This window comes from Kineosphaera limosa NBRC 100340 (assembly GCF_000298215.1).
GTDB classification, from domain to species: Bacteria; Actinomycetota; Actinomycetes; order Actinomycetales; family Dermatophilaceae; genus Kineosphaera; species Kineosphaera limosa.
Window position 1 is genome coordinate 1 of sequence record NZ_BAHD01000161.1, and the last position, 958, is coordinate 958.

The 958-nt window shown below is 66.5% G+C and carries 2 protein-coding genes; one reads left to right on the forward strand and one right to left on the reverse strand.

Going from position 1 to position 958, the window contains the following annotated elements:
* The coding region (locus KILIM_RS21850; RefSeq protein WP_040564104.1) for a hypothetical protein at positions 1 to 183 on the reverse strand (183 nt) is incomplete at its 3' end.
* Positions 184 to 454: 271 nt separating this feature from the next.
* Between KILIM_RS21850 and KILIM_RS24790 the strand changes: the two genes are divergently transcribed.
* Positions 455 to 958 (forward strand): FHA domain-containing protein (locus KILIM_RS24790; RefSeq protein ID WP_006594945.1); only part of this gene is annotated, 504 nt, incomplete at its 3' end.

Here is a 958-nt window from a genome sequence, read left to right on the forward strand (position 1 = left end):
CTCCCGGGCTTCCATCACCACGGCTGCCTGCAACGCCTTCGCGGCGTTCACGATCTTCGCGGCGCCGGCGGCCAGGCCCGCCAGGTCGTCACTCCCGAGTCGAGTCAGGTCACCGGCGTGCCCCAGCAGCGTCGCGGACCCGGCATCGAGCCAGGTCACGAGGTCCGCTGCGGTGGGTTCCATACGGGAAACACTATCGAACAGAATTGGTAGTAGCAACGCTATTAATTGCTGAAACCCACTGCAGCACAGGCGGATTCAGATTGCCTGAACGGGCCGTGAGTTCCGTTGGGGCACAGGCATTCTCGTTCTCGCTCGCCCTCCCTCTTGAATGTGAGGTGCATCACATGCGTTGATAAGCCGAGGCCGTGGCCAGCTGCTCAATGCGCGAGCCGACGTGGTGATGGCGGTTGGTCCCTCGTTCGCGGGCCGCCCATCCGTGTTGACTAGGGGCGTGATCGCGACGCCTGGCCAGAGGATCCCGCGTGGCACCGTATCGGTCGTCCACGGCGGCAGGTCCCACGTTGTGCCGGTCAACGAGAGCGTGAGTTTCGGGCGCGGCAGGAACTGCGCGATACAGCTTGAGCCGGACGACTTCATCTCGCGGCATGCGGGCGACATCGAAGTGCTCGCGGACCGGGTCATCGTGTGGAACAGATCCGCCTCCCGGCCGCTGCATGTGCGGTCGTCGTTCGGCCCGGATGTCGTAGTGGAAGCGGGAGGGGGCTACGCCCCGCCCCTGGTCGGCCCCCGTCTTTTCGACGTCTTGGTGCTCGGCCGTGCTGGCCTGGAGGCCAGGGTGCATGTGAACGCTCGCGCCCTCTGCGCTCCCAGCGTCCCTGCGCCGTTGCCAGGTGCGGCCGGGCGCGCTGAATCCGACACCCAGCAACTCGAACGGGAGTGGCGCCCCTCTCAGAGGCGAGTCCTCGCAGCGCTGTGCGAGCCCCTGCTCACTCAG